The organism is Streptomyces hyaluromycini, from assembly GCF_002217755.1.
GTDB lineage: Bacteria > Actinomycetota > Actinomycetes > Streptomycetales > Streptomycetaceae > Streptomyces > Streptomyces hyaluromycini.
The window spans coordinates 188,496-213,354 of sequence record NZ_BCFL01000016.1 but is presented as its reverse complement, the minus strand read 5'-3'; the positions used below and the strand labels follow the sequence as shown (position 1 = coordinate 213,354).

General features: G+C 71.6%; 21 protein-coding genes. 12 read left to right on the top strand and 9 right to left on the bottom strand.

The window, feature by feature from the left end:
- Positions 1-3: 3 nt before the first annotated feature.
- From leuD to SSP29_RS00995, 3 genes are all read left to right on the top strand, one after another.
- Positions 4-597 carry a 3-isopropylmalate dehydratase small subunit gene (leuD, locus tag SSP29_RS01005; RefSeq protein ID WP_089098539.1) on the top strand — a complete coding sequence of 198 codons (594 nt, stop codon included), beginning with the start codon at positions 4-6 and terminating at the stop codon, positions 595-597.
- Positions 598-884: 287 nt separating this feature from the next.
- Positions 885-1,115 (top strand): SCO5555 family protein, encoded by a 231-nt coding sequence (locus SSP29_RS01000; RefSeq protein WP_089098538.1) that lies wholly within the window; start codon positions 885-887, stop codon positions 1,113-1,115.
- Between the two features lie 140 nt (positions 1,116-1,255).
- The gene (locus tag SSP29_RS00995) at positions 1,256-1,882 is read left to right on the top strand and encodes an HU family DNA-binding protein (RefSeq protein ID WP_089098537.1); all 627 of its coding nucleotides are present in this window, start codon (positions 1,256-1,258) and stop codon (positions 1,880-1,882) included.
- 92 nt (positions 1,883-1,974) lie between these two features.
- Here the strand turns inward: SSP29_RS00995 and SSP29_RS00990 are convergent, their stop codons facing one another.
- A complete protein-coding gene (locus SSP29_RS00990; protein ID WP_089098536.1) occupies positions 1,975-2,178 on the bottom strand; it encodes a hypothetical protein in 204 nt (67 codons plus the stop codon).
- Between the two features lie 9 nt (positions 2,179-2,187).
- A complete protein-coding gene (gene cofC, locus SSP29_RS00985; RefSeq protein ID WP_089098535.1) occupies positions 2,188-2,826 on the bottom strand; it encodes a 2-phospho-L-lactate guanylyltransferase in 639 nt (212 codons plus the stop codon).
- A 155-nt stretch (positions 2,827-2,981) separates the two neighbouring features.
- Here cofC and SSP29_RS00980 point away from each other — a divergent pair, with 155 nt between their 5' ends.
- The 3 genes from SSP29_RS00980 (at position 2,982) to SSP29_RS00970 (ending at position 6,121) form a co-directional block, all read left to right on the top strand.
- Positions 2,982-3,746 (top strand): lysophospholipid acyltransferase family protein, encoded by a 765-nt coding sequence (locus SSP29_RS00980; RefSeq protein WP_089098534.1) that lies wholly within the window; start codon positions 2,982-2,984, stop codon positions 3,744-3,746.
- The gene (locus SSP29_RS00975; RefSeq protein ID WP_089098533.1) at positions 3,743-4,753 is read left to right on the top strand and encodes an NAD(P)H-dependent glycerol-3-phosphate dehydrogenase; all 1,011 of its coding nucleotides are present in this window, start codon (positions 3,743-3,745) and stop codon (positions 4,751-4,753) included. The genes SSP29_RS00980 and SSP29_RS00975 overlap by 4 nt, the downstream gene beginning before the upstream one ends.
- 210 nt (positions 4,754-4,963) lie before the next feature.
- The gene (locus SSP29_RS00970; protein WP_089098532.1) at positions 4,964-6,121 is read left to right on the top strand and encodes a D-alanine--D-alanine ligase family protein; all 1,158 of its coding nucleotides are present in this window, start codon (positions 4,964-4,966) and stop codon (positions 6,119-6,121) included.
- Between the two features lie 100 nt (positions 6,122-6,221).
- Here the strand turns inward: SSP29_RS00970 and SSP29_RS00965 are convergent, their stop codons facing one another.
- A complete protein-coding gene (locus SSP29_RS00965; RefSeq protein WP_150133336.1) occupies positions 6,222-6,707 on the bottom strand; it encodes a DUF3515 domain-containing protein in 486 nt (161 codons plus the stop codon).
- Between the two features lie 20 nt (positions 6,708-6,727).
- A complete protein-coding gene (locus SSP29_RS54820; RefSeq protein ID WP_028802415.1) occupies positions 6,728-6,961 on the bottom strand; it encodes an Lrp/AsnC family transcriptional regulator in 234 nt (77 codons plus the stop codon).
- Between the two features lie 206 nt (positions 6,962-7,167).
- On the opposite strand from SSP29_RS54820, the gene SSP29_RS00955 reads away from it, so the two are divergent.
- Positions 7,168-8,133, top strand: coding sequence for a thiamine-phosphate kinase (locus tag SSP29_RS00955; RefSeq protein ID WP_089098531.1), 966 nt, complete (start codon positions 7,168-7,170; stop codon positions 8,131-8,133).
- Positions 8,130-8,945 carry a bifunctional hydroxymethylpyrimidine kinase/phosphomethylpyrimidine kinase gene (gene thiD / locus SSP29_RS00950; RefSeq protein WP_089098530.1) on the top strand — a complete coding sequence of 272 codons (816 nt, stop codon included), beginning with the start codon at positions 8,130-8,132 and terminating at the stop codon, positions 8,943-8,945. Before SSP29_RS00955 ends, thiD begins: the two co-directional genes overlap by 4 nt.
- On the opposite strand, the gene SSP29_RS00945 is transcribed toward thiD, so the two are convergent.
- The 3 genes from SSP29_RS00945 to rpmB form a co-directional block, all read right to left on the bottom strand.
- On the bottom strand, positions 8,908-10,176 hold the full coding sequence (locus SSP29_RS00945; RefSeq protein ID WP_150133333.1) for an FAD-dependent monooxygenase: 1,269 nt from the start codon (positions 10,174-10,176) through the stop codon (positions 8,908-8,910). The genes thiD and SSP29_RS00945 overlap by 38 nt on opposite strands.
- A gap of 34 nt (positions 10,177-10,210) precedes the next feature.
- A complete protein-coding gene (locus SSP29_RS00940; RefSeq protein ID WP_089098529.1) occupies positions 10,211-13,171 on the bottom strand; it encodes an ATP-binding protein in 2,961 nt (986 codons plus the stop codon).
- A 140-nt stretch (positions 13,172-13,311) separates the two neighbouring features.
- Positions 13,312-13,497 carry a 50S ribosomal protein L28 gene (gene rpmB, locus SSP29_RS00935; RefSeq protein WP_003993230.1) on the bottom strand — a complete coding sequence of 62 codons (186 nt, stop codon included), beginning with the start codon at positions 13,495-13,497 and terminating at the stop codon, positions 13,312-13,314.
- A gap of 259 nt (positions 13,498-13,756) precedes the next feature.
- Between rpmB and SSP29_RS00930 the strand changes: the two genes are divergently transcribed.
- Positions 13,757-15,433, top strand: a complete 1,677-nt coding sequence (locus SSP29_RS00930; RefSeq protein ID WP_089098528.1) for a DAK2 domain-containing protein — start codon at positions 13,757-13,759, stop codon at positions 15,431-15,433.
- A 30-nt stretch (positions 15,434-15,463) separates the two neighbouring features.
- Here the strand turns inward: SSP29_RS00930 and SSP29_RS00925 are convergent, their stop codons facing one another.
- Both SSP29_RS00925 and SSP29_RS00920 read right to left on the bottom strand, forming a co-directional pair.
- Positions 15,464-18,364 (bottom strand): tetratricopeptide repeat protein, encoded by a 2,901-nt coding sequence (locus SSP29_RS00925; RefSeq protein WP_089099737.1) that lies wholly within the window; start codon positions 18,362-18,364, stop codon positions 15,464-15,466.
- On the bottom strand, positions 18,361-20,187 hold the full coding sequence (locus tag SSP29_RS00920; protein ID WP_089098527.1) for an HSP90 family protein: 1,827 nt from the start codon (positions 20,185-20,187) through the stop codon (positions 18,361-18,363). Before SSP29_RS00920 ends, SSP29_RS00925 begins: the two co-directional genes overlap by 4 nt.
- Before the next feature lie 169 nt (positions 20,188-20,356).
- Between SSP29_RS00920 and SSP29_RS00915 the strand changes: the two genes are divergently transcribed.
- The 3 genes from SSP29_RS00915 (at position 20,357) to coaD (ending at position 24,831) form a co-directional block, all read left to right on the top strand.
- Complete coding sequence (locus SSP29_RS00915) at positions 20,357-23,575, top strand: helicase-related protein (protein WP_089098526.1); 3,219 nt, start codon at positions 20,357-20,359, stop codon at positions 23,573-23,575.
- Between the two features lie 162 nt (positions 23,576-23,737).
- Positions 23,738-24,325 carry a 16S rRNA (guanine(966)-N(2))-methyltransferase RsmD gene (gene rsmD / locus SSP29_RS00910; RefSeq protein ID WP_089098525.1) on the top strand — a complete coding sequence of 196 codons (588 nt, stop codon included), beginning with the start codon at positions 23,738-23,740 and terminating at the stop codon, positions 24,323-24,325.
- 26 nt (positions 24,326-24,351) lie between these two features.
- Entirely contained in the window at positions 24,352-24,831 is a 480-nt protein-coding gene (coaD, locus tag SSP29_RS00905; protein ID WP_217547487.1) for a pantetheine-phosphate adenylyltransferase, read from the top strand.
- The last annotated feature ends 28 nt before the right edge of the window (positions 24,832-24,859 follow it).

Below are 24,859 nucleotides of genomic sequence, written 5' to 3'. Positions count from 1 at the left end.
GCCATGGAAGCATTCACCACGCACACCGGCCGGGCCGTCCCGCTGCGCCGCTCCAACGTCGACACCGACCAGATCATCCCTGCTCACTGGCTCAAGAAGGTCACCAGGGACGGCTTCGAGGACGGTCTGTTCGAGGCCTGGCGCAAGGACGAGAGCTTCATCCTCAACCGCCCCGAGCGGCAGGGCGCGACCGTCCTGGTCGCCGGCCCCGACTTCGGCACCGGCTCCTCCCGTGAGCACGCCGTCTGGGCGCTGCAGAACTACGGCTTCAAGACCGTGATCTCCTCCCGCTTCGCCGACATCTTCCGGGGCAACTCGCTGAAGAACGGCCTGCTCACGGTGGTCCTGGACCAGAAGATCGTGGAGGCGCTGCAGGAGCTCACCGAGAACGACCCGCAGGCCGAGATCACCGTCGACCTGGAGAACCGCGAGGTGCGCGCCGAGGGCGTCACCGCCTCCTTCGAGCTGGACGAGAACTCCCGCTGGCGGCTGCTGAACGGCCTGGACGACATCTCCATCACCCTCCGGAACGAGGCCGACATCGCCGAGTACGAGGCCAAGCGGCCGTCGTACAAGCCGCGGACGCTCCAGGTCTGAGCCGGAGCCCGTTTCGGCTTGAACCCTCACATCTGAATACGGCTGGTTTCAGCCACCGCAACACCCCGCCTGTACCCCCGATCGCCACGATTGGGGGTACAGCCATGTCTGCACCCGAACGGGCGCTCGCGTTGTCGCAGGTCTTGCCAACTTCCCACGTTAGGGCGGATGTTGTCGGGGTACGTGAGTGCTGTGTCCGCGGCTTCCGCAAGTGCTCGGAAGGCCATTTGAGGCGCCAGTTGCACCCTGCGCAGGCGACAACTCGCCCCAGATGGCACAATCTGTGCATGGAACACGACGGCCAACTCCAGCTCTATGCGGCGGTCGCGGGCCAACTCAAGGAAGCGCACACAAGAGTGCGCGCACTGCAAGTCCCGGAGGGCGTACGGATGGCGCTGACCCGGAAGCTGCTGGTCATTACGGCCGCGGCCAAACACGACGTCGCCGACGCGGCAAGGCGGCTCGAACGGTTCAACGCGGACCTCGACGCGGGTCGAATCCCCGAAGAGGACCGCTGACCGGACCGTACGAGCAGGCCGAGTCCGTTGCGGCACAAGGGTGATAAGCCCGTTTCGTGTTTGATTTGCGGTATATATCTGCCTAACGTGCGAAAAAGCTTGAACACATTCGTTCTGGCGATGTCTCCGAAGGGGAAGACGTGAACAAGGCGCAGCTCGTAGAAGCGATTGCCGACAAGATGGGCGGCCGCCAGCAGGCCGCCGAGGCTGTCGACCATGTCCTGGACGCCATCGTCCGCGCGGTCGTCGCGGGTGAGCGGGTCTCGGTCACCGGCTTCGGGTCCTTCGAGAAGGTGGACCGCCCCGCCCGCTACGCCCGCAACCCTCAGACGGGCGAGCGGGTTCGGGTCAAGAAGACCTCCGTGCCGCGCTTCCGCGCCGGTCAGGGCTTCAAGGACCTGGTGAGCGGCTCCAAGAAGCTGCCGCGCGGCGGTGAGGTCGCGGTCAAGAAGGCGCCCAAGGGCAGCCTGACCGGCGGCGCTTCGGCGACGGTCAAGAAGGCGGTGGCGAAGAAGACCACCGCCAAGAAGGCCACGGCGGTGGCGAAGAAGATCACCGCGAAGAAGACGGTGGCCAAGAAGACCACGGCCGCCGCGAAGAAGACCACCGCCGCGGCGGCGAAGAAGACCACCGCGAAGAAGACCACGGCGACGGCGAAGAAGACGGCCGCCAAGAAGGCGCCGGCCAAGAAGGTCACCGCCAAGAAGGCGCCGGCCAAGAAGTCGACGGCGCGCAAGGCTCCCGCCAAGAAGGCCACGGCCCGCTGACGCGGGGAGCGTCGAGGTACTCACGCGACGGGCCGGATTCCCTTGGGGAGTCCGGCCCGCGGTGTGTTCAGGGGATGCGTGGGTTTCTGGGCTCAGAGCGTCTGCAAAGTCACCAGGGTGATGCGGAGGCCGTCTCCGGTCCCCTCGGTCTCGATCCGTACCCTCTGACCCGGCCTGAGCAGGCGCAGTCCGCCCGCCTCGAACGCCGGCCCGTCGAAGGGCACCGGTGTCCCGTCGTCCAGGAGGACCTGGCCGGCGTGCGTCTCGGGGTCGTACGTGTATGCGGTCGCCTGCATGAGCGCAGCCTACTGGTCCGGGATCAGCAGGCGGGCCGCCACCGTGGCCGTGCGGGGGCCCACGCCCAGGGCCAGGGCCGCGCGCAGGTCGGCGCCGGTGTCCACGTCCTGGCGTACCGAATCCACGCCCGCCAGTCGCAGTTCCTCGGCGCCCGAGGCGGCATGGCGGGCGCGGGAATCCAGGCCGAATGCGGGCGCCAATTCATGGCCGGGGGCCGCCGCCAGCAGGGTGGTGCCGATTGCCGCCGCGTCCGGAAGAAAAGCGCGGGGGAATTCCGCGGCCGCATCGAGCACCCGGGCCAATTCCAGCGGCCGCACCGCCGGCAGATCGGCGTTCAGGGCCGCCACGGGGCTTTCCGGACGCGATGCCCGGACGGCCGCCGCGCCGTGCCGCAGCGCGGCGTTCAGGCCCCTCGCCGGCGTGTCCGGGACGATGCGCGCGCCCAGCGCCGACAGTTCGCGCCCGGCCAGCGTGTCGTCCGTGACGACCGCCACATCCTTCACCGACTGGCAGGCCAGGGCCGCCGCCACCGTGTCCTGGGCGAAGGCGAGGGCGAGTGACGGACGCAAACCGTCCGCCGCGGTGTCCGCGAGCCTGCTCTTGGCCTGGGCCAGAGGCTTGAGCGGGATGACCAGGGTCCACTGCACAGTCGTACCGTCCCTCCCTTGTTGCCTCATTGTCACCCGGGCTCACGGGGTGGTCGCGATGCCGAGGCGTACGGTGTTCTCGACAGGCCGGCGGGCCGGGGCCACACTTCTTCCCGATCCCAGGCCGGGAAGAAGTCCTAGAGGAAGGTGTCCGCGTGCCCCGCCGGAGAATCGGCTTCTGGTACCGCTTCGCTGCGGTTCTCTGCAAACCTCCGCTGGTGGTTCTGATCAAGCGGGACTGGCGCGGAATGGAGAACATTCCGGCCGAGGGTGGATTTATCACCGCGGTGAACCACAATTCCCACATCGATCCCTTCGCCTACGCGCACTATCAGTACAACACCGGCCGCGTTCCGCGATTCCTCGCGAAGAGCGGGCTTTTCAAGAAGGGATTCGTCGGCGCCGTGATGCGGGGCACCGGCCAGATCCCCGTCTACCGCGAGTCCACCGACGCGCTCAGCGCCTTCCGGGCCGCGATCGACGCCGTGGAGCGCGGCGAGTGCGTCGCCTTCTACCCTGAGGGAACGATCACCCGCGACCCGGACCAGTGGCCCATGACCGCCAAGACCGGTGCCGCCCGGGTCGCCCTGCAGACCAAGTGCCCGGTGATCCCGGTCGCCCAGTGGGGCGCCAACGAACTCCTCCCGCCGTACGCGAAGAAGCCCGACCTGCTGCCCCGCAAGACCCACCACGTCCTCGCGGGCCCGCCGGTCGACCTCACGCGCTTCTACGACAAGGAGATGACCCAGGACGTCCTCAAGGAGGCGACCGAGGTCATCATGGCGGCCATCACGCGCCAGCTGGAGGACATCCGCGGCGAGAAGGCTCCCGAGACCCCCTACGATCCACGCCAGGTGCGGATCGAGCAGCGGCGCCGGACGCGTGCGCAGAGCGGTCTGGAAGAGGAGAGCGGCAAGTGAGCAAGCCTGCCAAGGCGGCGGTCTTCAGCGCGGGTTCGTGGGGTACGGCCTTCGGGATGGTGCTCGCCGACGCCGGGTGCGAGGTCACCCTGTGGGCGCGGCGCGCGGAGGTGGCCGAGGCCGTCAACTCCGGCCGTACCAACCCCGACTATCTGCCGGGCGTGGAACTTCCCGAGAACCTGCGGGCCACGACCGACCCCGCCGAGGCGGCCGCCGGCGCCGACTTCACGTTCCTGTCGGTGCCGTCCCAGACCATGCGGGCCAACCTCGCCGAATGGGCGCCGCTGCTCGCGCCCGAGACGGTCCTCGTGTCCCTCATGAAGGGTGTCGAACTCGGCACCGTCATGCGGATGAGCGAGGTCATCCAGGACGTCACCAAGGTCGGCGCGGACCGCGTCGCCGTCGTCACCGGCCCCAACCTCGCCCGGGAGATCGCGGCCCGCATGCCGGCCGCCGCCGTGGTCGCCTGCACCGACGAGACGGTCGCCCGGCGGCTCCAGGCGGCCTGTCACACCCCGTACTTCCGGCCGTACACCGAGACCGACGTGGTCGGGTGCGAACTGGGCGGCTCGGTCAAGAACGTCATCGGCCTCGCCGTGGGCATCGCCGACGGCATGGGGCTCGGCGACAACGCCAAGGGCTCGCTCATCACGCGCGGTCTCGCGGAGACCGCGCGGCTCGGACTCGCCCTCGGCGCCGACCCGCTGACCTTCTCGGGACTCGCCGGGCTCGGCGACCTGGTGGCCACCTGCTCCTCCCCGCTCTCCCGCAACCACACCTTCGGCACCAACCTCGGCAAGGGCATGACCCTGGAGGAGACCATCGCGGTCACCAAGCAGACCGCCGAGGGCGTCAAGTCCTGCGAGTCGGTGGCCGATCTGGCCCGCCGGCACGGCGTGGAGATGCCGATCACCGAGACGGTCGTGGACATCGTGCACGAGGGCAAGCCCCCGGTGGTCGCCCTCAAGGAGCTGATGTCGCGCAGCGCGAAGCCCGAGCGACGCTGAGCAAACCCCCTGTTTTTTGCTCGTTCGCCTTCGGGGCGCCGCAGTGCCGAATATGCGGCTGCCGCCGCGGGACGGTGTCGAGACCACGATCGTGCTCAGCCCTTCGGGCCTCCGCGCGCTCGCGCCCTCGATACCGGCGCGCCCCTTCGGCTCACTCGCGCCCTGCCGACGCTGTCTCGGGGCCCTACCACCGGGTACTCTCAACGCGATATGAGCACCGAGAACCTCCCCCAGAGCCCTGAGCAGCCCGCTCGCAAGCCGCGCGTGGCCGTCGTCTTCGGCGGCCGCAGCTCCGAGCACGGGATCTCCACGGTCACCGCCGGAGCCGTCCTGAGCGCCATCGACCGGACGAAGTACGACGTCCTGCCGATCGGCATCACCAGGGAAGGCCGCTGGGTGCTCACGGCCGACGAACCCGAACGCATGGCCATCGCCGAGCGCCGCACCCCCGAGGTCGGCGACCTCGCCGAGTCCACCGAGGGCGGCGTGGTCCTCCCCGTCGACCCCGCCAGCCGCGAGGTCGTCTACAGCGAGCCAGGCTCGGTGCCCAAGGCGCTCGGCGAGGTCGACGTGGTCTTCCCGGTGCTGCACGGCCCGTACGGCGAGGACGGCACCCTGCAGGGCCTCCTGGAGCTCTCCGGCGTCCCGTACGTCGGCTCGGGCGTGCTCGCCTCGGCCGTCGGCCAGGACAAGGAGTACATGAAGCGGGTGTTCGCCTCCTTCGGGCTCGCCGTCGGCCCGTACCTGGTGATCCGCCCCCGCGAGTGGCAGCAGGACGAGTCCGCGGCCCGCAAGCGGATCGTCGACTTCGCCGGCGAGCACGGCTGGCCGCTGTTCGTGAAGCCCGCGCGCGCGGGTTCGTCGATCGGCATCACCAAGGTCGACGACCTGTCCGGGCTGGACGAGGCGATCGCCGAGGCCCAGTCCCACGACCCGAAGATCCTGATCGAGGCGGCCGTCCGCGGCCGTGAGATCGAGGTCGGCGTCCTGGAGTTCGAGGACGGTCCGCGCGCCTCGGTCCCGGCGGAGATCCCGCCGCCCTCCGAGCACGCGTACTACGACTTCGAGGCCAAGTACATCGACTCCACCCCCGGCATCGTCCCGGCTCCCCTCACCCCCGAGGAGACCGCCGATGTCCAGCGGCTCGCGGTGGACGCCTTCGAGGCCGCGTCCTGCGAGGGCCTGGTCCGCGCCGACTTCTTCCTCGCCGAGGACGGCGAATTCGTCATCAACGAGATCAACACGATGCCCGGCTTCACCCCGATCTCGATGTACCCCCAGATGTGGCAGGCGACCGGTGTCACCTACCCAGACCTCATCGACCGCCTGATCCAGGCCGCGCTCAACCGGTCAACGGGCCTGCGCTAGAAAACGCCCCGAGCTGAAGCGCCCCGAAAGGGGCGCGGGGAACTGCGCGAGCAACCACTGACGACCCGCAGCCGACAAGCGACCTTGAGTCCTACGGCGCCTAGTCGGCAATCCCCTCCGGAATCGCCTTCTTGATGGCAGGCGCCAAGCCCACCAACGGCGCCATGCCATCCCCGGTCCGCCCCGCAGGGATCGTCACCTCGACATACGCCTTCCGCAACGTCGTGGTGAACCGGAACGATTTGTCGGCCTCCTGCTCCAGCAGCCACCCCACCCCGTTCACCTCAACCCCGTCGGCTTCCGGGTCGGCCATCTTCGCGGGTCGCGAAACACCGCAGCGCAGTATGATCGCCGGGTCTCCCCAGCCCGCGGTCAGCGCGGACGAGGGCTCGGGGTCACGTCGGCCCAGCTTGTCGACCTTCTGCGGCAGCACCTCGTCGAGGTGCCGGCACAGCTCGGCGACCGCCCCGCCCGGGCTGGGAACCGCCGCCGAGGGGGCGTCGTCTGCTGATGAGCAGCCCGCTGCCGCGATCATCAGCGCGGCGAGCGCGGGCAGACCGGATGGCCGGTGACGGAAGAAGTTCACCGGCCAAGGGTAGACGGGGGCTACAGATGGACGACCGGGCAGGTCAGGGTGCGCGTGATGCCGTCCACTTGCTGGACCTTCGCGACCACCATGCGACCGAGTTCATCGACTGTGTCGGCTTGCGCGCGCACGATGACGTCGTACGGTCCTGTCACATCCTCGGCCTGGATGACTCCAGGGATCTTGCTGATCGTCTCGGCGACGGTCGACGCTTTGCCGACCTCCGTCTGGATCAGGATGTACGCCTGTACCACGGAACCTCCAGGGCGGCCACGAGGATCATGTGGGGAAAAGGAACGCCACGGTATCGCGTCGCCGCTCACCGCGGGGAGACCTGCGCGGACAGGGGCTTGCGCGCCGGGGTGCAGGCACGACAGATGTTGACGGTCACCTCGACCGTATCCACGACGACGGTGACGCGCGAGCGGGCACGGCAAGGCAGAGAAGGGGCGTAAGGGCAATGAAGGGCACTGTTGGTGAGCTGGGGGAGTTCGGGCTCATCAGGGAGCTCACCTCCCGTCTCACCACCACTCCGGCGGTCCGGGTCGGCCCCGGCGACGACGCCGCGGTGGTCGCCGCGCCCGACCGCCGGGTGGTGGCGAGCACCGACATCCTGCTGGAGGGCCGGCACTTCCGCCGCGACTGGTCCACGGCCTACGACGTCGGCCGCAAGGCGGCCGCGCAGAACCTCGCGGACATCGCGGCCATGGGCGCCGTGCCGACCGCCCTGCTGCTCGGCCTGGTCGTGCCGGCCGAGCTCCCGGTGACCTGGCCCAGTGAGCTGATGGACGGCCTGCGCGACGAGTGCCAGGTGGCCGGCGCCTCGGTGGTCGGCGGCGACGTGGTCCGCGGCGACACGATCATGGTGTCGATCACCGCGCTCGGCGATCTGCGCAACCAGGAGCCGGTCACCCGGGCCGGCGCCCAGCCCGGCGACCTGATCGCCGTCACGGGCTGGCTGGGCTGGTCCGCGGCCGGCTACGCGGTGCTCTCCCGCGGCTTCCGCTCGCCGCGGGCGTTCGTGGAGGCGCACCGCCGCCCCGAGCCGCCGTACCACGCGGGCCCGGCCGCGGCCGCCCTCGGCGCGACCGCGATGTGCGACGTGAGCGACGGGCTGATCGCCGACCTGGGGCACATCGCCGAGGCCAGCAAGGTGCGGATCGACATCCGCTCCGGCGCGATCGACATCCCGACCCAGATGAACGACATCGGCCAGGCCGTCGGCGTCGATCCGATCCAGTGGGTGCTGACCGGGGGAGAGGACCACGCGATCGTGGCCACCTTCCCACCGGACGTGAAGCTGCCCGCCCGCTGGAAGGTCATCGGCGAGGTCCTCAACCCGTCCGCGCTGCCCCAGGTGACCGTCGACGGGGCGCCCTGGACCAGCAAGGGCGGCTGGGACCACTTCGGGGACATCGAGTCGTGAGCCTGCCGCGGGTACTGACCGTCGCGGGCTCCGACTCCGGTGGCGGGGCCGGGATCCAGGCCGACCTGAAGACGATGCTGGCGCTGGGCGTGCACGGCATGAGCGTGCTGACGGCGGTCACCGCGCAGAACTCCGTGGGAGTGCAGGGTGCCTGGGAGCTGCCGGTGGCGGCGGTGCGGGCCCAGTACCGGAGCGTGGTCGACGACATCGGGGTCGACGCGGTGAAGACCGGGATGCTCGCCTCGGCCGAACTCGTCGAGACGGTCGCGGAGTTGCTCGCCGGCACCGACGCGCCCGTGGTCGTCGACCCGGTCGGGATCTCCAAGCACGGCGACCCGCTCCTCGCCGCCTCCGCCCTCGACTCGGTCCGTACCGAGCTCCTCCCGCTGGCCACCGTCGCCACCCCGAACCTCGACGAGGTGGCCCAACTCACCGGGGTGCGTGTCGAGTCGGAGGCGGATCTGCGCCGGGCCGCGGCGGCCGTGCTGTCGTACGGCCCCACGTGGGTGCTGATCAAGGGCGGGCACCTGCCGGGCGAGGCCGTCGACCTGCTCACGGACGGCACGGAAGAACTCCTTCTGCGCGCCCCGCGGCACGACAACCGGCACACCCACGGCACCGGCTGCACCCTCGCCTCCGCGATCGCGTCGCAGCTCGCGAAGGGGCAGTCCGTGCCGGAGGCGGTGACGGCGGCCAAGGAGTACGTCACCGGGGCGATCGCGGCCGGGTTCGCGCTCGGCGCCGGGATCGGTCCCGTGGACCACGGCTGGGCCCTCAGGACCCCAGCAGGGCCGGGTACTCCCGCAGCCTGATGTCCGTGGCCGCCTTCTCGGTCATCTTCTTGAAGAACCTGGCCAGCGGGCGCGAGGCGAGCACCCGGTACATCCGGTCCCGGCTGCGGATGCGCCGCTCGGTCGGCGGGGCGAAGAACGGGCCCGCGTTCCCGGAGATCTTCTGGCAGCCCTTGGCGAAGTCCCGGATCCGGGACTCGTACTCCGCGAAGGCGGTACGGAAGTCACCGCCCGCGAGAGCGAGTTCACCGGCGAGGACATACGCGCCGACGATCGCCACGCCGGTCCCCATACCGCCCATCGTCGCCCCGTACCCGGCGTCCCCGAGCAGCGCCACCCGCCCCTTGACGAGGCGGTCGACGTGGATCTGGGCGATCGCGTCGAAGTACAGGTCGTCGGCCTCTTCGAGGGCCTTGAGGACGGCCGGGGTCTCCCAGCCCATCCCGGCGAAGCGGTCCGCCAGAATCCGCTTGATCGCCGCGACGTCCCGGCGGTCGTACGACAGCTCCTCGGACCGGAAGACCAGCAGCGCGCCGGCGCGGTCCGGGTCCCCGTCGTAGTTGCCGATGACGAACGCGCGGCCGGGCTCGCTGTAGACCCGGCCGGTGCGGTCCAGGCCCAGGTGGTTGGGGACGTCGAAGCCGGCCACGTAGTGGTCGAAGAAGCGCAGGTAGCGGGACTCGTCGCCGAAGACCAGCCGGCGGGTGTTGGAGTGCAGCCCGTCGGCGCCGACGACCAGGTCGAAGCGGCGGGGCGCGCCCCGCTCGAAGGTGACGCCGACGCCCTGCGGGTCCTCCTCGACGGAGGTGATCGAGTCGCCGAAGACGTACTCGACGTCGTCCTTGGTGCGCTCGTACATGATCTGCGCGAGGTCGCCGCGGAAGATCTCCACGTCGCCGCTCATCAGCTCGGCGGGCAGGTCGACGCGCGGGCTGCCGTCGGCGTCGACGACCGTCTGGCGGCCCATGTGGGTCTGGCGGGCGTGGATCTCGTCCCAGATGCCCATGGAGGTCAGGACCGTGCGGTGGACGTGCCCGCGGAAGTCGACCGCGAAGCCGCCCCCGCGCAGGTCCGGGGCCCTCTCGACGACGGTGACGCGGGCGCCGAGCCGAGCGAGGTTGAGGGCGAGGGCGGGTCCGGCGACGCTGGCGCCGGAGATCAGGACGCTGAGGTGCGCGAGGTTCTCCACCCGCTTCTTCGGCGGGTTGCTCGCTGTGTTCTTCGCCGTGTTCTTCGTCGTGTTCTTCGTCATGCGTTGAGCTTCGGCGGGGGCGCTGACCGTCCCCCTACCGTTCGCTGACCGCCGCTGACCGTTGCCGTCGGCCCTGCTCGAAGGCCTGGTCGTAGGCCTCGGCGGTCAGCTTCGCCCGTACCTCCCGCTCGACGCGTACGACGTCCGGGTCGCCCTCGGTCCGGCCGCCCCGCAGGCCCGTCGCCGCGCCCAGCAGCACCGCGGCCCGCTCGGCCGAGCCGGCGGCCGATGCCAGCGCCTCGGCCGCGTCGGCGAGTTCCAGGCCGCCCGGCCCCTCCACGGCCAGCTCGGCGGCCTGCCGGAACCAGTCGCGGGCCTCCTCGGGGTGCCCCTCGGCGGCGGCCGTGCGGCCGAGCCCGATGAGGCTGCGGACGGTCTCGCCGACACTGAACCAGTTGGCGGCGCACTCCTGGAGGGCGCTCTCGTAGTGCACGCGCGCGTGTGCCGTGTTCCCGGACAGCCGCGCCGCGTCACCGAGGCCCCGCCGGGCGGCCGCCACCTTGTCGGGGAGCCCGGCGCCCCGCGCGAGCGCCAGCGCCTCGTCGAAGTGGGCCACCGCGGCGGCCGTGTCGCCCCGGTGCAGCAGCACGGTGGCCCGGGTGCGCAGCAGATCGGCGGTCTCCTCCGGCGCGGCCAGTTCCCGCATGTACGCCAGTCCCTCGTCGAGCAGCTCCAGGGCGCGCTCGGACTCGCCGCGGGTGTGGGCGAGCATGCCGAGCGGGTCCAGGCAGTTGGCCATGCCCCAGCGGTCGCCGGTGACCCGGTATCCGGCCAGGGCCCGGGCGAAGCACTCCTCGGCCTCCCCGGGGCGGCCCGCGAACTGCGCCCGGAAACCGAGGCCCACGTCGAGCAGGGCACCCGCCCAGGGGGAGCCGCCGGCCAGGGTGAGCGCGTGCGCGTCGGTGGCGGGCCGCGGACCGGCCGCGACCGCCCACAGCACGAGGATGTACGGCAGCCGCAACGGCCCCCGGTACGCGTACAGAACGGCATCCACGCGCGCGATGAGCTCCGGTTCGTCGCCCGCGCCGGAGAGCGCGTTGACCGCGCACAGCACGTACTCCTCCGCCAGCCCGGGCGGCGGGGCGTCTCCGACGGCGGCCAGCAGTTCCCGTGCCGTCGCGACCCGGTCGCCGTGCACTCCGCGCAGCCGCCAGAACCAGGAGAGGGGGCCCATGAGCCGCAGCGCCCGGCCGGTGTCGCGGCGCACGAGGTGGCGCAGGGCCGTGTCCAGGTTGGCCTGCTCGGCGGCCAGCCGCTCCAGCCAGGGCAGCTGCCCGCCGCCGCGCAGCCGCGGCTCGGCCTCCTCGGCCAGCCGCAGGAAATAGCCGGCGTGGGCGTCCCCGAGAGCCTCCGGGTCGGGCAGGCTCTCGGCGGCGAAGACCCGGATCGTCTCCAGCATCCGGTAGCGGCCCTCGGACACCTCCAGGAACGACTTCTCGACCAGCGAGGCCAGCACGTCCTCCGGATACGGCAGTCCGCACACCGCCTCGACCGCCGCCGCCGTCGCGCCCCCGGAGAATACCGTCAGCCGCCGCGCCAGCTCCCGCTCCTCCTCGTCCAGCAGATCCCAGCTCCACTCCACGACCGCGCGCAGGGTGCGGTGCCGGGGCGCCTTGGAGCGGTCGCCGCGGGACAGGAGGCGGAAACGGTCGTCGAGTCGGTCGTCGAGTCGGTCGGCCAGTTCGTCGGGGGTGAGGGTGCGCAGCCGGGCCGCGGCCAGCTCGATGGCCAGGGGCAGCCCGTCCAGGGCGGTGCAGATGCCGGCCACGCGCGCGTGCCCGTCGAATCCGGGGCGTACCGCGCGGGCCCGGTCCAGGAAGAGCCGCAGCGCGGGTTCCGGCGGCAGCGGGGGCACCGGGACCAGGATCTCTCCGGTGATGCCCAGCGACTCCCGGCTGGTGGCGAGCACGCGCACCCCCGGGCAGGCGGCGAGGAGCAGGGCGCAGACCCTGGCGGCCTCCTCGACCAGGTGCTCGCAGTTGTCCAGGACGAGCAGCAGTTCGCGCTCCTCCAGGGCGGCCAGCAGCCGGTCCGTGGTGTCGGCGGCGGGACTGCGCAGGCCCTCGCGGACGCCGAGGGCGGCCAGGACGGCGTACGGGATCCGGGAGCCGTCGGTGAGGGGCGCGAGTTCCACGAAGCAGGCGGCGGGGCGGTGCTGGGCGGCCTCGATCGCGAGCCGTGTCTTGCCGGCGCCGCCCGGGCCGGTCAGCGTGAGCAGCCGGGACTCGGCGAGGCCGGCGGCGATCCGGGCGAGTTCGGGTTCGCGGCCGACGAAGCGGGTGAGCTGGACCGGGAGGCGGGGCCGCTCGGGTGCCGTGCCCCGCAGCAGCTCCAGATGGAGCGCGGACAGCTCGGGGGAGGGGTCGGCGCCCAGCTGGTCGGCGAGCGTGCGGCGGGCCTCCTCGTACACCGTGAGAGCCTCGGCAGGACGCCCGCCGGCGTGCAGGGCCCGCATCAGCTGCCCGTACAGCCGCTCGCTCAGCGGCCTGGCGGCCAGCAGCGCCCGCAGCTCCGGCACCAGCTCCGAGCCGCCGCCGAGCGCCAGATCCGCCTCGATCCGGTCCTGTACGGCGGCCAGCCGCAGCACTTCGAGCCGCGCGGCCTCGGCCTGCGCGTCCGGGAGGTCGGGCAGCGCGGGCCCGCGCCACAGGGCGAGGGCCTCGCGGAGTCGGGCCGCGGCCCTCCCGTGGTCGCCGGCGGCGAGGGCGGCGCGCCCGGCCGCGGACCAGGCTTCGAACTGGTGTGCGTCCACGGTGTCGGGGGCGACGGCGACCCGGTACCCGGTGGCGGTGGCCTCGATCTCCTGGAGCGCGTTGGCGGCCCCGGCGGGCGGCTCGGTGCCGTACAGCCCGTCGGTGAGGCGCTGGGTGGGGACCGGCCGGCCGGCGTCCAGGAGCAGCAGGGTGAGCAGGGCGCGGGGTCGGGGGCCGCCGGGGTCGAGGGGGATGCCGTCGTCGGTGCGTACGTCCAGGGGGCCCAGGATGCCGAAGCGCATGGGATCAGCTTGTCAGGGCGCGGATTGCCGGGGTTCGCATTTTCCGGCACGGCGCGGGCATGGCAAAAAGCCGGCCCACCCTGAGGTGGACCGGCTCAGTGCAGCGAACCAGCGTTGGCCGCGCGCTCAGCGACAGTGCGTCAGCGCGAGACCTTGCCGGCCTTGATGCACGAGGTGCAAGCGTTCACGCGCTTCGGCGTCCCGCCGACCACGGTACGCACACGCTGGATGTTCGGGTTCCAGCGGCGGGACGTACGGCGGTGCGAGTGCGAGATGTTGTTGCCGAAGCCCGGCCCCTTGCCGCAGACGTCGCAGTTGGCAGCCACGGGTCACTCCAAAGACTTCAGATGCACTTACGGTTGAATCCCGGCGTGCCGGGATCGAGAGCCTTCGGATCGAAGATCTTGAGTGGCATTGCCAGGGGAATGGCCCGATCGGATCGGGCAACCGGAGCAGCATACAACGGCTGCGTCCGTTAGACGAAACTAGCATGGCAGCTCAGGGGCCCGCCCCCGGCCCTCTTCCGGCGGACACCCCTCCGGGGTCTACGCTGCGTCCACGTTCGGCCGGCTCAGGGAGGCGCAGGTGGCGCAGGTGCCGCAGACATTCTTCGATGCTCTCGCGGTACGCACCTGGTGCGGACTGGCGCTCGGGGCGCTCGGGCGGGCGCGCGAGGAGATCGACGCGATCAACGTCTACCCGGTGGCCGACGGCGACACCGGTACGAACCTGTACATGACGGTGGAGTCGGCCGCGGGGGCCGTGGAGGCCGTCTTCGCGGGCTACGAGCTGGGCGAGGAGGTGCCGACCCTGGCCGACGCCGTCCGCGCGATGGCGCACGGCGCTCTCATAGGCGCGCGCGGCAACTCCGGCACGATCCTGGCGCAGCTGCTGCGCGGCATGGCCCACATCCTCACTGAGAGTGACGTGACGCACATCGATGCCGACGGGCTGCGGCTGGCCCTGCGGCACGCCGCCGACGCCGCCCGCCAGGCCGTCGCCCACCCGGTGGAGGGCACGGTGCTGTCCGTCGCGGCGGCCGCGGCGGACGCCGCAGACGCGGCGGAGGGCGACTGCGGGGCGGTCGCGCGGGCCGCCTACGAGGGCGCCTGCAAGGCACTCGCGGCGACTCCGGGACAACTGGCCGCGCTGGAGCGGGCCGGGGTGGTGGACGCCGGCGGGCGGGGGCTGGTCGCGGTGCTCGGGGCGCTGGTCGAGGCGTTCACGGGGGAGACGCCGACGGCTTTCGACCTGCACGCTGGCATGGCGGGCCTGGTCGGGCACGCACGCGTGGACGCCGTTTCCGACGCCCGGGCCGCGAGCTGCGCGGAGCTCGCCGGCGGCCCCGCCTTCGAGGTCATCTACCTCCTGGAGGCCGAGGACAACGCCGTGGACCGGCTGCGGGCCCGGCTCGACGCCCTCGGCGACTCCCTGGTGGTGGTCGGCGGCGACGGCCTGTGGAACGTCCATGTGCACGTCGACGACGCCGGCGCCGCCGTGGAGGCCGGAGTGGAGGCCGGACGCCCTTACCGGATCCGGATCACGCACTTCGGCGCCGGGGACGTGCACACCGGCGGGGAGCGGCCGCCGCGCGAGCGGGTGCAGCGGGCCGTGGTGGCCGTCGTACCGGGGGAGGGGCTGGCCGGGCTGTACACCGAGGCCGGCGCGACCACCGTGCTCGCCCGCCCCGGGGAGCCGCCCGCCAGCGGGGAGCTGGTGGACGCCGTACGACGCGCCCACGCGCGCGAGGTGGTGCTGCTGCCCAACGACGCCGACCTGCGGCACACGGCGGCCGCCGCGGCCGAGCAGGCCCGCGCGGAGGGCATCCGGGTCGCCCTCATCCCGACCCGCTCGGCGGTCCAGGGCATCTCCGCGCTCGCGGTGCACCAGCCGGACCGCCGCTTCGACGAGGACGTCGTCCAGATGACCTCGGCGGCCGGCGCCACCCGCTACGCCGAGGTCGTGGTCGCGGAGCGGCAGTCCTGGACCATGGCCGGCATCTGCCAGGCCGGGGACGTGCTGGGCCTGATAGACGGCGACGTGGCGGTGATCGGCTCGGACGTGACCGCCACCGCCGAGACCGTCCTGGACCGCATGCTCCAGGCCGGCGGCGAGCTGGTCACCCTCGTCCTCGGAGACGAGGCCCCCGACGGCGTCGCCGACCGCCTGGAGGCCCGCGTGCGCGAGGCGTACCTCGCCGTCGACACGGTGGTCTACCGGGGCGGCCGGCAGGGGGCTCCGCTCCTCATCGGCGTCGAGTGAGCGGCGTCTGAGCCCCTTTCCCCACCTCTTTCACTCCTCCGTGGGCTCCAGCAGCTGCCGGGCCTCCGCCCGCCGGGCCCGGACCGTCTCGTCGGCCGGGTCGGCGCCCTCGTAGGCGTCCAGCACCGCACGCGCGCGTGCCGCCGCGTCCGCCGGTCGGCTCAGGTCCGCCTCCAGCCAACCCGCGGCCAGTTCCGCACCGGTACGGCCGTGCAGCCCCTCCTCGCCCAGCACGGCGAACACCGAGATCGACGCCTTCATCTCCGCGAGCGCCGCCTCAAACGCCTCCTGGATCGCCGGGTCGTCGGCGTCCTCCGGCACCGAACGGGCCAGCAGGTCACCGAACTGCCGGTGGGTGTGCCCGAGTTCACCGGCGAGCCGGTCCGCCGCGGCCGGGTCCCCGACGGCCTCCAGCGCCGACTCGCACTCCCGGACCGCGTCCGCCATCAGCTTCCGCGCGCCCTCCGTCCCCGCCTCCGTCCGCAACGCCAGCCACGCGCGGGCACGCAGCGAACGCACCAGGAAGTGCACATTGCCCATCGCCCGCCACAACTCGCCCGCCCGCGTGTACGCCTGGTCCGCCTCGGCGGGCAGCCCCGCGTTGCCCAGTGACTCGGCGGCCAGATGGGCCAGGGTGGCGTGGTCGTGCTGTTCGGGCCAGTGCCGGGCGATCTCGGCCGCCTGCAGCCGCCGTTCGGCCGCCGCATGGTGCTCGCCCAGCTCGCTCAGACAGTCCCCGAGCCACCACTGGGTCTGGACGACCGCGCCGTCGCCGTGCGTCTCGGCGCTCAGGTCCGCCAGCGCCGACTCCAGCACCTCGGCCGCCTCCGCGAACCGCCCCTGCCGCAGCAGGAAGCCGCCCAGCTGGTGCCGGGCCCACGCGCCCAGCGTGCCGCTCTCCCCCGCCTCGTCGGCCCAGTGCGCGGCCTCCAGGGCGTGCTCGGCGGCCTCCTCGGCCGCCCCGCGGCCGCCGACGACCTCCGCGAGCTGGAGATGCAGCTGCGCCCGCCCGACCGGCTCCACGTACGGCCCGCCGTGCTCCAGCGCCGCACGCAGCGCCCGCTCCGCCTCGGCCGGGTCGCCCTGCTCATGGGCGAGCGCGGCCACCCGCACCTCGTACTCGACCGCGAACCAGGGCAGCTCGGCGCCCACGAACTGCGCCGTCGCCTGCCGGAACAGCTCGCCGGCCCGCTCCGTGTCCCCGGCGTGCTCGGCCAGTTCGGCGAGCATCGCCCGCCCCTCGGCCGCCCGGGACACCAGCCGCACGTCGGACCCGCCGCGCCCGCCGACCAGCGCCAGCAGCTCCCGTACGGCCTGCTCGGCGTCCTCGGCGCCCGCGGACCGCTCGTGCACCCGGCGCATCAGGATCCGCGCCCGGCTCATCAGCACGGACGCCGTCTGCCGCACCCCGGTCGCGTCGTCCGCGTACAGCGCGAGGATCCGGTCGTACGGCTCGCCGATCCCGGCCAGCGCCTCGTCCAGCTCCCCGGACAACGCGCGCACGTACGCGGCACGCGCGCGTGCCGCGATCGCCTCGCCCTCGTCACCCGCCTCCGCGTACAGCTCCGCCGCCCGCTCGAACAGCCCGACGCCCTCGGGGCCGCGCCCCATCGCCGTGTGGTCGGCGATCTCCGCGCGGACGTACGTGTCCACCTCGGTCTCCTCGGCGGCCTCCGCGACCGCCGCCCAGGCCTCCAGCGCGTGCGGCTGGAGCGTGTCCGACAGCCGCCGTGCCTCGGCCAGGAGCGCGGGCAGCGACGGCTGCTCCGGCGCGGGCGCCGGGGCGACCGGCGCGACGGGGCCGGCGGGCGCCGTCCGGGCCGCCCGCACGCCCAGCGGCAGCCGGTCCGCCAGCGGTTGCTGCGCCATCCGCTCGCGCAGCTGGTCGCCGACGTAGGAGGTGCCGTTGCGGGCGTCGAACCGCGCGGCCAGCTCCAGGGCCTCCGCGCGCGCGTGCCCGGCGAGCTCCCCGGCGGTCCACGCCCGCCCGGCGGGCCCCGGCACCCGCTGCCCGCCGAGCCCCAGCACGGTCAGCCGGTCCATCAGCAGCGCCACCACCGCCAGGAACTCCATCCGGCTGCGCGGCTGCCCGGTGTCCGTGAAGTAGGCGGGACGTTCCGCCAGCAGCTCAAGACCGCGCGCCTCGTTGCCGGTCAGCGCGCAGAACTCGACGTGGTCCGCGTAGGCGCCCCGCATGCTCTCCATCGGGCGGACGAGACGGAAACCGCGCAGATGGTGCGCGCGGGCCTCCTCGACCCGGCCGAGGCGCAGCAGCGGCACCAACGAGGAGGCCAGGACCGTGTGCGGCTCGTGGGCACAGCTGTACTCGCCGTCCAGCACCGGCCCCCACACCTCCAGGGCCTCCGCGTCCCGGCCGTTCCTCAGATGCCAGCCGCCCTGCCCGTGCAGCTCGCACGCGTGACAGTCGGCCATCCGGTCCCGGTCCGCCGCCAGCCAGGCCGCGTACGCCCGCTCCGCGCGCGGGAGGTCACCGATGTGTCCGGCGACACTGAACTCGGCGCCGCGCACCGCCCGCTCGGAGTGCCCGGCCAGCCGGTAGCGGTGCTCCATCTCGCCGAGCCACTTCTCGATCGAGGCGAGCGGGACGTGCGGCTGGTCGAGCATCCCGGCCGACATCCACTTGAAGACCCAGTGCAGCGAATGCGTCTCGTACTCGTCGAAGTCCTCGGGCCGCTCGTCCCACATCCGCAGCAGCCGCGCGAACGGGACGAACATCTTGTCCTTCTCGGAGCTGTAGTTGTAGACCTTCAGCTGGTGCCCGAGCGCCTCGACCACGGCGAGCGGGATGTTCAGCTTCTCGGCCGCCACCAGCAGCTGCTCCGCGCGCGCGTTGCGGGCGGGCCCCTCCGGCTCCTCGGAGTTCTCCGCCATCGCCCGGCGCAGCGAGTCGAAGTCAGCAATCTCCATCAGCGATCGCCTTCCCCATGAGTGGCCCACTCCAGGAGGCCGATGAACGAGCGGTTGAGCAGCGCCGAGTCGGCCGGCCGCAGCGGACGCTGGGCCATCAGCAGCGCCTGACCGTAGAGCGACTCGGTCGCGGTGCCGATCAGCTCCGGGTCCTTGAGGGCACTGATCCGCCGGACCAGCGGGTTGAGGTGGTTGAGCACCAGACGGGCCCGGGGCGCGCTGCCGCGCAGCGAGCCCAGAATGCCCGCCCACAGGTCGTCGGCCTGCTCCTCGGCCTCCGCACGGGCCTGTTCATGACGGGCGGCGCGGTCGTCGAGGTGGAGGGCGGGGACCGAGAGGGGGTGGAACGCTCTCAGTACAATGTCACATTGCAGCGGGTCCAGCTTCGCCCGCGCCACCCCCAAAAACCCCGCCACCGCCAGCTCCTCCGCCGGGTCCACGGCATCGAGATGCGCGGTCACGGTGTCCGCGTCCAGCTCCGCGACCACCGTCCCGGGCCGCACCGACGGCAGCGCCTCGACCAGCTCACTGTCGTACGTGTAGCCGCCGTTGATCACCCCGACGCCCTGCGCGGAGGCGATCGGCGCGACCTGCCGGTACTCCTCGACCGTCCGCGTGAAGTGCACCACCGGGTGCCGCTGCGCGAACTCCTCCAGGGACAGCTGTCCGTCGGTGGTCTCGAAGGGGAGCCACGCCAGCATGGTCCGCAGCATCTCCTTGTCGTGCCGCGCCAGCGACTTCACACCGAGGTGATGCACGGACAGGAACGCGGCAAGGCGTTCCGGATCACCGGCCGCCAGCCCGGTCAGCCAGGACCGAATCCTTTCGCCGAGCGCCTCCCGTACGGCGGCCAGCGTCTCGTCCTCGTACAGCGACTCGCGCGAGGCGGTCGGCCGCAGACTGTCCGTGTCCAGGACACAGCGCACGAAGAACGCCCAGTCCGGCAGCAGCTGTTCGGCCCGCTCGGTGAGCAGCATGCCCTTGAGGTGCACGCGGTGCGTGGCCCGCTGCGCCGGACTCACCGCCGACGGCAGCACGTACGCCACGCCCCGGATCCCGGCCAGCGGCACGTCCAGCGCGATCGAGTCCAACGGCGTGAACCCGAACAGCTCGTGACAGTGCCGGGCCAGCGCCACCCGCCGGGTGCTGGGGGAGGGGTACGGCCGGTCCCAGGGCGCCGGCAGATCGGTGACCGCCTCGTCGCCCACCCGGACGTCGTACGGCAGCAGCGACCCGAAGTCCCGCGCCAGCGCGAGCACCCGCCGCTCGTCCAGCCACTCGGCCGCGCCCGCCCGCGCCACCAGATGCACGGTGGTACCGGGCTCGGGACGGGCCTCGGGCGCCAACGTCCGCACGGTGTACGACCCGTCGTCGCGGGCCGTCCACTCCACGGGCGGCGCGTCCGGCGTCCGGGCGCTGCGGCTGACCACCCGGATCCGCTCGGCGACCACGAAACAGGCCAGCAGTCCGATGCCGAACTGGCCCAGGAAGTCGGAGCGGGCCTCCTGCAGCCCGTCTCCGCGTTTGGAGCTGCGCCCGATGGTCGCGAGCAGGCTGTGCACGTCCGACTCGGTGAGCCCGACGCCGCTGTCCTCCACCCGAAGGGCGCTGCCGTCGGCGTACAGCCGCACCCGCGCCGGGGCGTCGGGCTGTTCGGCCCGTCTCGCGGTGATCGCGTCCACGGCGTTCTGCAGCAGTTCGCGCAGGTAGACCTTGGGGCTGGAGTACAGGTGATGGGAGAGCAGGTCCACCAAACCACGCAGGTCGACCTGGAACGTATGAGGTGACTGTGATGCCTGGGATGACTGTGAGGTCTGGGAGTCCATCGTCGCTGCGCCGGAGGGGGGAAGACGTGGTCGGCGCGGGGTCGGGCGGTCCCTGGTGGGGTGGTGACCGCGGAAGGATGGCCGGAGCGCGCCATCCTATGACTCAAAACGGCCGTCTGACCAGGGGTTTCCCGAGACATATACGGCATTGTCAGTGGTGTGGTGTGCAATGGATCTCGTGCCCGCACTGGAAGAACCACTGAAGAAAGTGCTCGGCCCAGCCACCGCCAAGGTGATGGCCGAGCATCTCGGCCTGCACACCGTCGGCGACCTCCTGCACCACTACCCCCGCAGATACGAGGAGCGTGGCCAGCTCACCCACCTCGCCGACCTGCCCATGGACGAACACGTGACGGTGGTCGCCATGGTCGCCGACGCCCGCCTGCACACGTTCGCCTCCTCCAAGGCGCCGCGCGGCAAGGGCCAGCGCCTGGAGGTCACGATCACCGACGGCAGCGGCCAGCTCCAACTGGTCTTCTTCGGCAACGGCGTTCACAAACCCCACAAGGAACTCCTGCCGGGCACCCGCGCGATGTTCGCCGGCAAGGTCTCGGTCTTCAACCGCCGCCTGCAACTGGCCCACCCGGCCTATGAACTGCTCCGGGGCGACGACCCGGCCGAATCCGTGGAGACCTGGGCAGGCGCCCTGATCCCGCTCTACCCGGCCACCGCCAAGCTGGAGTCCTGGAAGATCGGCAAGGCGGTCCAGACGGTCCTCCCCGGCGCCCAGGAGGCCCTCGACCCGCTCCCCCCGGCCCTCCGCGAAGGGCGCGGTCTCCTGCCCCTCCCCGAAGCCCTCCTCAAGATCCACCGCCCGCACACCAAGGCGGACATCGCGGCGGCCCGCGACCGCCTCAAGTGGGACGAGGCCTTCGTCCTCCAGGTCGCCCTGGCCCGCCGCCGCCACGCGGACGCCCTGCTCCCCGCGGCGGCCCGCAAACCGACCCCCGACGGCCTCCTGACGGCCTTCGACGACCGCCTCCCGTTCACCCTCACGGACGGCCAGCAGAAGGTCTCGAAGGAGATCTTCGACGACCTGGCGACGGAACATCCCATGCACCGCCTCCTCCAGGGGGAGGTGGGTTCGGGGAAGGCGCAGCCTCTGGACTCCCTGGTGCTGACACCCGTCGGATTCCGTCGGATGGGGGACTTGAGCGTGGGGGACGAGGTCATCGTGCCCCACGGTGAGATCGCGCTCATCGACGGGGTCTTCCCGCAAGGAGAACGCGATGTCTGGCGATTGGTCCTTTCCGACGGAAGTTCCGTGGAATGCGATGACGAACATCTCTGGATCGTCGGAACCAGTTGCGGATGGCACCGGGGTCAGGCACCCAAGGTCATGACCACTCGAGAAATCCGCCTTGACACGTTTAAGGCAAACGGGTCCTCGAAGTGGTACGTCCCGGCGGCAGTACCTGTCGATCTCGGATACGACACGGGCCTGCCCCTGGATCCTTACCTGCTGGGCCTTCTCCTCGGGGACGGTTCCTTCCGGCACAACCTGCGTCTTTCGACGATGGACGACGAGATTCGCGATGCTGTGGCTGCCGCGGTGACACCGGAATGCCGATTGGTGCCCGTGAAGGGCTCCCGCTGTGACTACACGATCCAGCTCTCGCAGCGCGCCGGTGGACTGCGCAATCCGGTGATCCAAATTCTGCGGGACTTGAACCTGTGGGGCGAGACGTCACACGGAAAATTCGTTCCCGACGACTTCAAGAACACCTCGATCAAGAACCGACTCGCGTTGCTGCAAGGACTTCTGGACACCGATGGCACCGTCCAGGCCGATGGCATGAGCGTCTCGCTCTGTTCTGCCTCTCGCAGGCTCGCGGACGATGTTGCCTGGCTTGTGCGATCGCTGGGCGGTCGCGCGCGCGTGCTGTCGAAGCGGGCTGCGTTCAACGTCTCGGTGGCACTGCCTGACGAGTACCCCCCGTTCCGCCTGTCCCGCAAGGCTGCCCGAATCCGGCCCCGGCCGAAATACAACACCTTCCGACGCGGAATCCGCGCGGTTGAGTACGTCGGGCGAAAGCCGGTCCAGTGCATCAGCGTCGCTCACCCGAGCCATGCGTACGTAACCGACCATTTCACAGTCACCCACAACACCATGGTGGCCCTGCGCGCGATGCTCACGGTGGTCGACGCGGGCGGCCAGGCCGCCATGCTCGCCCCCACCGAGGTGCTGGCCCAGCAGCACCACCGCTCGATCACCGAGATGATGGGCGAGCTGGCCGAGGGCGGCATGCTCGGCGGCGCGGACCATGGCACCAAGGTCGTCCTCCTCACCGGCTCGATGGGTACGGCGGCCCGCCGCCAGGCGATGCTGGACCTGGTCACGGGCGAGGCGGGGATCGTGATCGGCACGCACGCGCTGATCGAGGACAAGGTCCAGTTCCACGACCTCGGCCTGGTGGTCGTGGACGAACAGCACCGCTTCGGAGTGGAGCAGCGCGACGCCCTCCGAGGCAAGGGCAAGCAGCCACCGCACCTCCTCGTCATGACCGCGACCCCCATCCCGCGCACGGTCGCGATGACGGTCTTCGGCGATCTGGAGACCTCGGTCCTGGACCAGCTCCCGGCTGGCCGCTCCCCGATCGCCACCCATGTCGTCCCCGCCGCCGACAAGCCCCACTTCCTGGCCCGCGCCTGGGAACGGGTCAGAGAGGAAGTCGGCAACGGCCACCAGGCCTACGTCGTCTGCCCCCGCATCGGCGACGAGGAGGAGGACCCCAAGAAGGCGAAGAAGTCCGCCGAGGACGAGGCGGAGAAGCGTCCGCCCCTGGCCGTCCTGGACGTGGCCGACCACCTCGCCAAGGGCCCGCTGAACGGCCTCCGGGTCGAGGTCCTCCACGGCCGTATGCACCCCGACGACAAGGACGCGGTGATGCGCCGCTTCGCCGCGGGCGACACGGACGTCCTGGTGGCCACGACGGTCATCGAGGTCGGTGTGAACGTCCCGAACGCCACCGCCATGGTGATCATGGACGCCGACCGCTTCGGCGTCTCCCAGCTCCACCAGCTGCGCGGCCGCGTGGGCCGAGGCTCGGCCGCCGGCCTCTGCCTCCTGGTCACGGAGATGCCGGAGGCGAGCGCGGCCCGCCAGCGCCTCACGGCGGTGGCCTCCACCCTGGACGGTTTCGAGCTCTCCCGCATCGACCTCGAACAGCGCAGAGAGGGCGACGTCCTGGGCCAGGCCCAGTCGGGCGCCCGCTCCAGCCTCCGCGTCCTCGCGGTGATCGAGGACGAGGAGATCATCGCGGAAGCGAGGGAGGAGGCGACGGCGCTGGTCGCCGAGGACCCGGAGCTGACCAACCTGACCGGTCTCCGCACGGCCCTGGACGCCCTCCTGGACGAGGAGAGAGAGCAGTACCTGGAAAAGGGCTAGAGGTGACCAACCAAGGGGCGCGGGGCTGTATCGATATGCGGCTGGCGCCGCGCGGGCGCGACAAGCCACAGCGGACCCGCAGCCGCCGTCGCACACCAGGCACCCACATCGGTAGGCCTGCCAAACTGAACCCGTAAAGCTGCCCCCGAAGAAGGACCCCCCATGACCCGCGTGATCGCCGGCCAGGCAGGCGGACGGCGCCTCTCCGTGCCGCCCGGCACAGGAACCCGGCCCACTTCGGACCGCGCACGCGAAGGCCTCTTCTCCACCTGGCAGTCCCTCCTCGGCAGCCCCCTGGACGGCGAACGCGTCCTCGACCTCTACGCGGGATCCGGGGCCGTGGGCCTGGAGGCCCTCTCCAGGGGCGCCGGCCACACCCTCCTCGTCGAGGCCGATGCGAGAGCCGCCCGCGTCGTACGGGAGAACGTGAAGAACCTCGGCCTCCCCGGTGCCGAGGTCAGGGCGGGCAAAGCGGAACAGATCATCAGGACACCGCCCCCGGCACAGCCGTACGACCTGGTGTTCCTCGACCCCCCGTACGCCGTCACGGACGACGATCTTCGGGAGATTCTCCTCACACTCCACTCGCAGGGCTGGCTCGCGCCCGATGCCCTCGTCACCGTGGAGCGCAGCACCAGAGGCGGCGATTTCCACTGGCCGGCCGGCTTCGAGGCCCTCCGGTCCCGTCGCTACGGCGAGGGAACGTTTTGGTACGGTCGCGCCGCCTCTACGTGCGAAGACGCACGATGACCGGACCGGAGAGCGAGGGATCACAAGTGCGCCGCGCCGTCTGTCCCGGGTCGTTCGACCCGATCACCAACGGACACCTCGACATCATTGCCCGTGCGTCCCGTCTTTACGACGAGGTCTACGTCGCGGTGATGATCAACAAGTCCAAGAAGGGCCTGTTCGAGATCGACGAGCGGATCGACCTGATCCGCACGGTCACCGCGGACTACGCGAACGTCCGGGTCGAGGCCTTCCACGGCCTCCTCGTCGACTTCTGCAAGCAGCGTGACATCCCGGCCATCGTCAAGGGCCTGCGGGCCGTCAGCGACTTCGACTACGAGCTGCAGATGGCCCAGATGAACAACGGTCTGTCGGGTGTCGAGACACTTTTCGTGCCGACCAACCCGACCTACAGTTTCCTCTCCTCCTCGTTGGTCAAGGAGGTGGCCCAGTGGGGCGGCGACATCGCCCACCTGGTTCCGCCGGCCGTTCTGGAGGCCCTCAACGAGCGTCTCGGTAAGGACTGATGGGGCTACAGTCGTCCCGTCCGTCTCC

What these genes read in the sequence shown, in the direction of transcription:
- rsmD (WP_089098525.1), top strand. Translation starts at nt 23,738, where the DNA reads ATGACCCGCGTGATCGCCGGCCAGGCAGGCGGACGGCGCCTCTCCGTG.
- SSP29_RS00940 (WP_089098529.1), bottom strand. Translation starts at nt 13,171, where the DNA reads ATGCGCTTCGGCATCCTGGGCCCCCTGGACGTACGCACCGACGACGGC.
- SSP29_RS00915 (WP_089098526.1), top strand. Translation starts at nt 20,357, where the DNA reads ATGGATCTCGTGCCCGCACTGGAAGAACCACTGAAGAAAGTGCTCGGC.
- SSP29_RS00955 (WP_089098531.1), top strand. Translation starts at nt 7,168, where the DNA reads ATGAAGGGCACTGTTGGTGAGCTGGGGGAGTTCGGGCTCATCAGGGAG.
- SSP29_RS00990 (WP_089098536.1), bottom strand. Translation starts at nt 2,178, where the DNA reads ATGCAGGCGACCGCATACACGTACGACCCCGAGACGCACGCCGGCCAG.
- SSP29_RS00920 (WP_089098527.1), bottom strand. Translation starts at nt 20,187, where the DNA reads ATGGACTCCCAGACCTCACAGTCATCCCAGGCATCACAGTCACCTCAT.
- SSP29_RS01000 (WP_089098538.1), top strand. Translation starts at nt 885, where the DNA reads ATGGAACACGACGGCCAACTCCAGCTCTATGCGGCGGTCGCGGGCCAA.
- leuD (WP_089098539.1), top strand. Translation starts at nt 4, where the DNA reads ATGGAAGCATTCACCACGCACACCGGCCGGGCCGTCCCGCTGCGCCGC.
- SSP29_RS00945 (WP_150133333.1), bottom strand. Translation starts at nt 10,176, where the DNA reads ATGACGAAGAACACGACGAAGAACACGGCGAAGAACACAGCGAGCAAC.
- SSP29_RS00970 (WP_089098532.1), top strand. Translation starts at nt 4,964, where the DNA reads ATGAGCACCGAGAACCTCCCCCAGAGCCCTGAGCAGCCCGCTCGCAAG.